Origin of the sequence: Lampropedia hyalina DSM 16112 (assembly GCF_900129055.1) — a bacterium.
Lineage (GTDB): Bacteria > Pseudomonadota > Gammaproteobacteria > Burkholderiales > Burkholderiaceae_C > Lampropedia > Lampropedia hyalina.
This window is the reverse complement of sequence record NZ_FQUZ01000006.1, coordinates 119,161-128,183: the sequence shown is the minus strand read 5'-3', so window position 1 is coordinate 128,183 and position 9,023 is coordinate 119,161. Positions and strand designations below refer to the sequence as shown.

At 65.4% G+C, this 9,023-nt stretch carries 7 protein-coding genes; 4 read left to right on the top strand and 3 right to left on the bottom strand.

Annotated features, from left to right (window positions below; all coding sequences use genetic code 11):
• The 4 genes from BUE21_RS14785 to bamE all read left to right on the top strand — a co-directional run.
• On the top strand, nucleotides 1-1,417 hold a 1,417-nt coding region (locus tag BUE21_RS14785), incomplete at its 5' end, for a TolC family outer membrane protein (protein WP_084522816.1).
• A complete protein-coding gene (locus tag BUE21_RS03990; protein WP_084522814.1) occupies nucleotides 1,414-3,672 on the top strand; it encodes a type I secretion system permease/ATPase in 2,259 nt (752 codons plus the stop codon). The genes BUE21_RS14785 and BUE21_RS03990, both read left to right, overlap by 4 nt.
• A complete protein-coding gene (locus BUE21_RS03985; RefSeq protein ID WP_073354864.1) occupies nucleotides 3,672-4,838 on the top strand; it encodes a beta-barrel domain-containing protein in 1,167 nt (388 codons plus the stop codon). Before BUE21_RS03990 ends, BUE21_RS03985 begins: the two co-directional genes overlap by 1 nt.
• An 80-nt stretch (nucleotides 4,839-4,918) precedes the next feature.
• Nucleotides 4,919-5,401, top strand: a complete 483-nt coding sequence (gene bamE, locus BUE21_RS03980) for an outer membrane protein assembly factor BamE domain-containing protein (protein WP_073354862.1) — start codon at nucleotides 4,919-4,921, stop codon at nucleotides 5,399-5,401.
• Here bamE and BUE21_RS03975 read toward each other — a convergent pair.
• From BUE21_RS03975 to BUE21_RS03965, 3 genes are read right to left on the bottom strand one after another with little or no spacing between them, the layout of a single operon-like run.
• Entirely contained in the window at nucleotides 5,384-5,941 is a 558-nt protein-coding gene (locus tag BUE21_RS03975; protein WP_073354860.1) for a DUF2946 family protein, read from the bottom strand. The two genes, bamE and BUE21_RS03975, sit on opposite strands and share 18 nt — an antisense overlap.
• Nucleotides 5,942-5,951: 10 nt before the next feature.
• Nucleotides 5,952-7,358, bottom strand: coding sequence for a M16 family metallopeptidase (locus BUE21_RS03970; protein ID WP_073354858.1), 1,407 nt, complete (start codon nucleotides 7,356-7,358; stop codon nucleotides 5,952-5,954).
• Entirely contained in the window at nucleotides 7,355-8,797 is a 1,443-nt protein-coding gene (locus tag BUE21_RS03965; RefSeq protein ID WP_073354856.1) for a M16 family metallopeptidase, read from the bottom strand. The genes BUE21_RS03970 and BUE21_RS03965 overlap by 4 nt, the downstream gene beginning before the upstream one ends.
• Nucleotides 8,798-9,023: the final 226 nt, after the last annotated feature.

Genomic DNA, 9,023 nt, shown 5'->3' with positions numbered 1-9,023 from the left:
GACGGAGCAGACGGAGCAGACGGAGCAGACGGAGCAGACGGAGCAGACGGAGCAGACGGTTTCCGAAGCGGTGGGTGACGAAAGTTCCGTCGCGCAGGGTGGCGTTGCCGAAGGGGCGGGAGCCGCCACCGAGGCGCAGCCACCGGCAGAGGAGGAGGCCGGTCTGCCGCTGCTGGATATGCGCACGGCCGTGTACCAGGCGGTGAACTGGCATCCGGCGGTAGCAAATTCGGTCGGATCGCTGTTCCAGTCGGAGGAGTCCATCGAGGTGGCGCGGGCAGGCTATTACCCGCAGGTGCGGGCGGGCATTGGGTCTGATTTCAGCAACCGCAATATCGGCACGACCGGCAACCGGCGGCAGCACAGCCTGTCGTTGTCGGCCTCGCAGACGCTGTACGATTTTGGCAAGGTGGACAGCACGGTGGAGCGTGCCGGTGCGGGCTATACGGCCGCGCGTGCCCGGCTGCTGCTGTCGATTGACGATCTGATTCAGGATACGCTGCACGCGCTGGTGGAGGTACAGCGTTACGGGCATCTGGTGCGGCTGGCGCAGGCGCAGGCCAGCGGTGTGACCGCGCTGGCCGATCTGGCTCGGGAACGCCAGGCTCTGGGTGCGAGCACGCTCTCGGATGTGACCCAGGCGGCCACGCGCGAGGATGCGGCCCGTGCCACGGTGCTGGAGATGCAGGCGCAGTGGAGCCGCTGGAACACCAGCTTGCAGCATCTGACCGGCTTGCCTGCCGGTGCGGCGACCGTGGATGGGGACGATGCACCGGAGTTTCTGCATGGTGCCTGCCGACTGGAGGCCGTGAACTGGGAGGACTTGCCGACGGTGCGGCTGGCCCAGGCAGAGGAAGCGGCTGCGGTGGCCGGTTTGCGGCTGGCAGAGGCCAATACCCTGCCAACGCTGGCTCTGGAGGCGAGTGTGAGCCGCCGCCTCAACAGTGTGTCGCGGGCATCGGACAATGGCCGGCACGATGCGACGCTGGGGCTGAATTTCTCGGTTCCCTTGTATGAGGGTGGTGGCTTGCAGGCTTCTTCGCGCTCTGCCGCCCATGCGCTGACGGCCGCCGAGGCGGCGACGCGGCAGGCGCGGCTGGCTGCCAGCCAGAGTTTCGAGGATGCGCGCGAGCAGTCGCAGGGCTATGCCCAGCGCACGGCGGTGCTGAACACGCGCATCGGCAATATCGACCAGACGCGCGAGTTGTACCGCCAGCAGTATCTGGACATGGGCACGCGCTCGTTGCTGGATTTGCTCAATGCGGAGCAGGAGTTTCACTCGGCGTATTTCGATCAGGTGAACAATTTGTACGATTTGCGCCGTCAGCAGATTGCCTGCCTGCATGACAGTGGCCGTTTGCGCGAGGTGTTTGAACTGGAGGGTGCAGAGCTGTCCGGTGTGGAGATTCGACCATGAATATGGCCCAAGCTGGGGTGGCGGGGCGTCCTGCCAGTGGTGTGAATGCGGCCAGCGCGGCCGCTCCTGCATGGTTGCACGGCTGGCTGGATGCGATCTTGCAGGTGGCCAGCCATTACCGCGTGCCCTGTTCGCGCGAGAGCATCCGCACGGCGGCGGCCTGGGAGCAGAGCCGCGATGTGGAGCTGGCGGTGCGGCAGATGGCCCGGCAGGCGGGGCTGGCGGTGCGCTGGCTCAAGCCGGAGCTGTCGCAGGTGACGATCTGGCATTTGCCGCTGGTGGTGGTGCTGGACGACGGGCAGGTGGCGGTGATTACCGCGATGACCCGTGAGCAGGACTACGAGGTGCGCTTCAGCGGCGACCAGGGGCTGGCCGTGGTGCTGGAGGCCGAGGCTCTGCAACGGCAGGTGCGGCAACTGGCGGTGCTGCGCCCGGCGCAGTCGGTGCCCGATTCGCGCGTGGACGAGTACATCAAGCCCTATGAGCCGCACTGGCTGCGGGCGATTGTGTGGCGCGATCTGCGCCCGTATGCGCACATCATGCTGGCTTCGCTGGTGGCGAATGTGCTGGCACTGGCGGGGATTCTGTTTTCCATGCAGGTGTACGACCGGGTGGTTCCGGCGCAGTCCTTCCCGACGCTGTATGTGCTGTTCGGCGGGGTGATGCTGGCGATGGCGTTTGCATTCTTCATGCGGCAGGCGCGGGTGGCGGTGTCGGACATTCTGGGCAAGCGTGCGGATATGCGGGTCTCGGACAAGGTGTTCGGGCACGCGCTGCGGGTGCGCAATTCGGCGCGTCCGAAGGCGACGGGCACTTTTATCTCGCAGTTGCGCGAGCTGGAGCATATCCGCGAGTTCATGACTTCGACGACGATTGCCGCCGTGGCCGATCTGCCATTCTTCGCGCTGTTCTGTGTGCTCTTCTGGTATATCGCCGGGCCTTTGGTGTGGGTGCCGCTGGCAGCGGTGGTACTGATGGTGGTGCCAGGGCTGCTGGTGCAGGGCAGGCTGCACCGGCTGGCGCAGGAGGGGATGCGCGAGGGCGCGCTGCGCAATGCCATGCTGGTGGAGTCGGTGCAGGGCATGGAGGACATCAAGGTGTTGCAGGCCGAGCAACGCTTCCAGAACCAGTGGAACCATTACAACGCGGTGAGCGCGGAGTCGGGGCTGAAGCTGCGCGGTCTGGTGGGAACGCTGAACAACTGGACGCAGACGGTGCAGGGGTCGGTGTTCGTGGTGGTGGTGTGCGTGGGCGCGCCGATGGTGATGGAAGGCACGATGACCACCGGGGTGCTGGTGGCGGCATCGATTCTGTCGTCGCGGATGCTGGCTCCCTTGGCGAGTGTGACCGCGCTCATCAGCCGCTGGCAGCAGTCGCGGGTGGCGGCGGAGGGCGTGGGCAAGATTCTGCAACTGCCGGTGGACAACCCGGAGCAGCGGATGCTGATTCACCGCCCGCTGATTCAGGGCGAGTACGACATTCGCAATGCGGTGTTCAGCTACGACGGCAAAACGCCGGTCTTGCAGGTGGCATCCTTGCAGATTCGCCCCGGTGAGCGCGTGGCCGTGCTGGGCAAGAACGGGGCGGGCAAGTCCACGCTGCTGCAAGCCCTGTCGGGGCTGATGGAGCATGGATCGGGCACGGTGCTGCTCGATGGCGTGAACATGGCCCATATCGACCCGGCAGACGTGCGCCGCGATGTCGGGCTGGTGAGCCAGAATGCGCGGCTGTTCCATGGCACGCTGCGCGAGAATCTGCTGCTGGGCACGCCCCATGCTTCCGATGAGGAAGTGATTGCGGTGTTGCAGTCCACGGGTGCGTGGGGCTGGGTGCAGAAGATGGAGCAGGGGCTGGATTATCTGGTGCAGGAGGGCGGCCTGGGGCTGTCGGGCGGGCAACGCCAGAGCCTGCTGCTGGCGCGCACACTGTTGCGCAACCCCTGCGTGCTGCTGCTGGATGAGCCGACCGCGTCGCTGGACGAGGTGGCGGAGTCGCAGGTCATCCAGTCGCTGGCGGCACTGGGCAAGGGGCGCACGCTGGTGATTGCCACGCATCGCATGTCGATTCTCTCGCTGGTGGACCGGGTGCTGGTGCTGGACAATGGCCGCATCATCATGAACGACAGCCGCGACAAGGTGCTGGAGCGGTTGCGGGGCCATGCGCGGGCCAGCGAAACTCCGGCTGCTTCTGCGGCTGCCACGGGTGTGAAGGTGGCCGTGAAGGCACGGCCTGCGGGCGAAGGAGAGTCGCTGTGATGTATCTGCCGGATGAGATGGATGAGGTGCGTGCCAGCGGCTCGCGCAAGATCATTGCCCTGGTCGGTTTGCTGCTGCTGGTGTTTGTGGCCTGGGCCTGGTGGTTCGAGGTCGATGAGGTTTCCAGCGGTTCGGGCAAGGTGATTCCCACCTCGCGCGAGCAGGTGGTGCAGTCGCTGGAGGGCGGCATTCTGACCGAGTTGCTGGTGGCCGAGGGCGACATCGTCGAGAAAAACCAGATACTGGCGCAACTGGACGCGACCAAGACCGAGTCGAATGTGGAAGAGACGGCGGCCAAGTACCGGGCCGCGCTGGCCAGTGCTGCACGTCTGGAGGCCGAGGTCAGCGGCAAGGCCCGCATTGCCTTCCCCAAGGAGCTGTCTGGCTATGCACAGTTGCGTTCCACCGAGACGGCCCTGTTCAACTCGCGCAAGGCCAGTCTGTCGGAATCCCAGAGCGGCCTGAAGCAGGCCCTGACGCTGGTGCAGCGGGAGATGGATGTGACCCAGGCCCTGGTGAAGACCGGGGCGGCCAGCAATATGGAGCTGTTGCGGCTGGAACGCCAGCGCAACGAGATCGAGCTCAAGCTGGCCGAGCTGAATGCCGAGTACATGGTGCGCAGCCGCGAAGAGCTGGCGCGGGTCAATGCGGAAGTGCAGTCGCTGTCATCGGCGGTGCGCGGGCGCGCCGACTCCCTGACACGCCTGACGCACCGTTCGCCGGTGCGTGGCGTGGTCAAGGACATCGAGGTGACGACGATTGGTGGCGTGGTGCCGCCCAATGGCCGCCTGATGGAGATTGTGCCGCTGGACGAGCAGTTGCTGATCGAAGCGCGCGTGTCGCCCCGCGACATTGCCTTCATCCACCCGCAGCAGCCCGCACTGGTGAAGATCACCGCCTACGACTATGCCATCTATGGCGGGTTGGACGGCGAGGTGGTGACGATCTCGCCCGATACCATCCGCGATGAAGTCAAGCCCGAGGTGTTCTACTACCGGGTGTTCATCCGCACCAATTCGGACGCACTGGAAAATGAGGCCGGAGTGCAGTTTCCGATTGTGCCGGGCATGGTGGCCACCGTGGACATCAAGACCGGCAGCAAGACCATCTGGGAGTACCTCATCAAGCCGGTCAATCGGGCCAGAGAGGCATTGCGTGAGCGTTGAGGGGGCAAGGCATGCTCTTGCAGGAGTGAGGGCATGCAGTCGTTTGTTTTTGTTGAATGTATCAGTGAGAGGTTGATGTCATGAAAAAATCCATGGTGTTTCGCGCGGTCGTTGCCGCCGCAGTGTGTGCCGCCGCCAGCACGGCAGGCTGGGCGCAGCAGGTACAGCCCGCCACGACAGGGCCGGTGCTGGATTCCAGTCTGTCCTACGAGCGGGTCGAGGCGACCGTGCCGGAGCTGGACGAACCGTTCCGGCGCATCGGACAGCTTGCCGATCTGGGCAAGATTCATGCGGTGCAGCCGGGCACTTCTGCCCAGCAGGTGCAGGCATTGCTGGGTGAGCCTTTGCCTGCCGCGCAGGGCGGCGGTGGCAAGGGCAATGAATGGGACTACAACTGGAACCTGCGCACGGGCGAGCAGCGCAAGGATTTCATCGTCTGCCAGTACAAGGTGGTGTTCGACACTGCCAAGGATGAGGTGGTGGAAACCGCCTGGCGTCGCCGCCAGTGCAAGGCACTGGCCGACGAGTTTCTGGCAGCGCAGCAGTCACCGACCGTTCAGTGACTCGTTGCGGTTCAGGGCCTGCGGGCTGGGCACATAGCCGAACTGTGCGGGCAGTGCGTGGGCTGGAACCTCACGGGGCTGCCACAGGGCGTTGTCCGGTTGCTGTTCCTGCAAGCGGCTGAACGCGTAGATGTCCTGGCTGTGCACCAGCCCCAGCCCCAGCGGGGTGTGCAGGTACACGCGCCCCAGTTCGTCGAGCAGGCTGCCCTGTACGGTGACGCTCTGGCCGGTATGACTCAGGATGGTGCCATCGTCCTGAATGCGCCATATCCACGGGGTGCTTTCCAGTTCCACATAGACGCGCTGGGGGCCGTTCTGGAAGTACCAGCGGCCTTGGTCGTCGGCCGTGTAGTTGCGGCCGATGAAGGCGATCAGCCCGTCGTGCAGCAGGCGTGAGCCTTTGCTGTGGGCAAAGTCTCCCTGGGCCTGGGTGGCATCGTCGCGCATGTACCAGTGCCCGCGTGCGTCCAGCCCCAGCCAGCCGTAGCAGTCGGGGACGTTCGGCCATTTGGCCATTGCTTGTTTGACGATTTCATCCATGGCTGTGACCTCACGGGGTGGAAGGCTGGGGGGCGGCTGTCTGGCCCACGATGACGGTGGCCATGTGCTCGGGGTTCAGGTGCTTTTGCAGGGCGCGATGGATGTCGTCGGTGCCCAGGGCCTCGACGCGCTCGGTCCAGGTGTCCAGGTAGTCCAGCGGCAGGCCGTTCCAGGCGATGTTGCTGACGTTGCCCAGCAGCTTGGCGTTGCTGTCCAGCCGCAGCGCGAAGCCACCGATCAGGTTGTCCTTGGCGGCCTGCAATTCGGCTTCGGTCGGGCCGTTCTGCACGAAGTCGGTCAGGACTTCACGCACCAGTTGCAGGGCTTGCGGGGCTTGATCGTTGCGGGTTTGCAGGCTGATGGAGAATGCTCCCGCATGGCGGCCGGGGTTGAAGTCGCTGTACACGCCATAGACCAGACCGCGTTTTTCGCGCACTTCCTGCATCAGGCGCGAGGTGAAGCCGCCTCCGCCCAGAATGTGGTTGCCCACCAGCATGGCGAAGAAGTCCGGGTCGTCGCGCTGGATGCCGGGCTGGCCCAGCACGATGGTGGTCTGGGTGGAGGCCACCGGGATGGTTTTTTCCGAGGCTTGTTCCAGTGCGGCCACTGGCCCGATGTCGGCCAGCGGCGGGCAGGTGCTGCCGGGTGTGGCAGGCAGGTTGGCCAGCAGTTGCTGCACGATGCGGTCGGCTTCCTCGCGGTTCACCTTGCCCACCACGGTGGCGTGGGCGCGGCACGCACGCACGGCATCGGCATAGAAACGGCGCATGTCCTGCACGGTGATGCGTTGCAGGCTTTGCGGGCTGATCTGGTAGCCGTAGGGGTGACTGCCATAGACGGCCTGTGCGAAGGCTTCGGATGCCAGCGTGCTGGGGCGGGTGCGGGCTTCGGCCAGGCTGGCAATCCAACGCTGGCGGTCGCGTTGCCATACCGCTGCGGGCCAGGCGGGATGGCCGATCTGTCGCGCTGCCAGTTGCACGGCTGGCTCCAGCAGGGCAGGATCGGTCAGGCTGCGCAGGGAGAATTGCAGGGCATCGTTGCTGGCACTGGCAGAGAACTGCCCGCCCAGATCGGCCCATGCCTGCCCCAGTTGGTCTTCGTTGAGCGCGCGCTGGGATTGCCGTGCCGCCGTGCCTTTGGTGAGCAGGCTGGCGGTGGCCTGTGCCAGCCCGGCCTTGCCGGCAGGATCGCGGCGGCTGCCGGCATCGAACTGGATGCGCACATCCACCATCGGCAGGGCCTGGCTTTCCACCAGCCAGACTTTCGCGCCGCTGTCCTGCTGCCAGTGTTCGATGGGCAGCAAGGCCCAGGCGGGAGCCTGGGCCGTGAGGGCGATCAGCAGCAGCCCCAGACGGGGCAGTTGGGGGGCAGGAGCGCAGGAGCGAACGGGAGAGCGGTCAAGGGATGTTGCAGTCATGGCTTGCCTTTCGGGGCAGGGGCGCGGTTCGCGTCGGGTTTCTTGGGCACCAGGGTGGCCACGGTGAGCTGTTCGGGCTGGAAGTACTGCTGTGCCACGCGCTGCACGTCGCGGGGGGTGATGGTGCGCAGTTGTTGCACCAGCATTTCGGTGCGGTTGAGCGGGTCTTTCTGAATCCATGCCTGCCCCAGTGCGCTGGCCTGGGCGTACAGCGAGTCCTGTGCATACACTTCGGAGGCCGTCCACTGTGTCAGCACCCGTTGCAGTTCTGCCTCGGAAACGCCCGAGCGGGCAATGCGGCGGATTTCGGCCTGAAGCCCTTGTTCCAGCCGGGTGGGGCTGATACCCCGCGCCGGGATGCCGGTGAGCACGAACAGGCCACCACTGCGGCCGGTGACCATGGCGGAGCTGCCGACACTGTCGGCCAGGCGTTTGCCCCCGCGTGTGAGGGCGCGCTCCAGCCTTGCGCCATCGTAGCCATCCAGAATGGTGGACAGCAGCATCAGGGCCAGCGCGTCCCGATCCTGTGCATCGGGTGTTTGCAGGTTGCGCAGCAGCGGAGCCTTGTAGGCGAGTGTGAGCAGGTGCTGCTCGGCGCGGTCGTGCAGTTGCAGGCGGCGTTCGCCTTGCTGGGCAGGTTCCACAAAGGGTTTGCGCTCGGGCAGGGCGCGGGCGGGAATGGCCCCGTAGTGCTGCTGGGCCAGTGCCAGCACCTGTTCAGGCTCCACCTGCCCGACGACGACCAGTGCCATATTGCCGGGCACATACCATGTCTGGTAGAAGTCGCGCACGTCCTGCGGGGTGTAGGCGGCAATGTCGGCCATCCAGCCGATGATGGGGCGGCGTGCCGGGTCGGCCAGGAAGGCGGAAGCGAACATTTGCTCGAACAGCCGGGCACGCGGCTGATCGTCGATGCGGGCACGGCGTTCTTCCGTCACCACTTCGCGCTCGCGCAGGAATTCTTCGTCCGGCCATTGGTTGTGCGCCAGGCGGTCGGCCTCCAGTTGCATCACGTCGGCCAGCCGCTGTGCGGGAACCTGCTGGAAGTAGCCGGTATAGTCGCGGCTGGTGAAGGCGTTTTCCTGACCGCCCAGTGCAGCCACACGGCGCGAGAATTCGCCCGGTGGCAGGCTGGGTGTGCCCTTGAACATCATGTGTTCCAGCATGTGGGCGATGCCGGAAGTGCCATCGACCTCATCGATGGAGCCGGTGCGCACCCAGATCATCTGGATGGCGGTGGGCGCACGCCGGTCGGGCTTGACGATGACTTCCATGCCATTGCCCAGGCGGTAATGGTGGATGTCTCCAGTCTGTGCCACCAGTGTGGCGGGGGGGTGGCTGGCTGGCGCAGCCGATTCGGCGGATGTGCTGGACGGCACCGACGCGCATCCAGCCAGCCAGAGTGCCGCCGCAGCGGCAAGAAGGGTCAAACGTTTCATCAGAAGCAATTCCGGTTGGAAACAACCCCCTTCAGGGGGACAATGGAAAAGGGAAGCGGCGTGGCCCCTTCCCGGACTGGTCGCCCGATTCTGTCGGGCGTGGATTGAAACATAGAATCGGGGTAAGTGCCGCATCGCAGCGGCTACTGTTGCGAAAACACCGTGGCCCGTGCGATTGCGAGAGGCATACAGCCTCTGCATGCCGCTGGCGTTGCGGTTCATCACT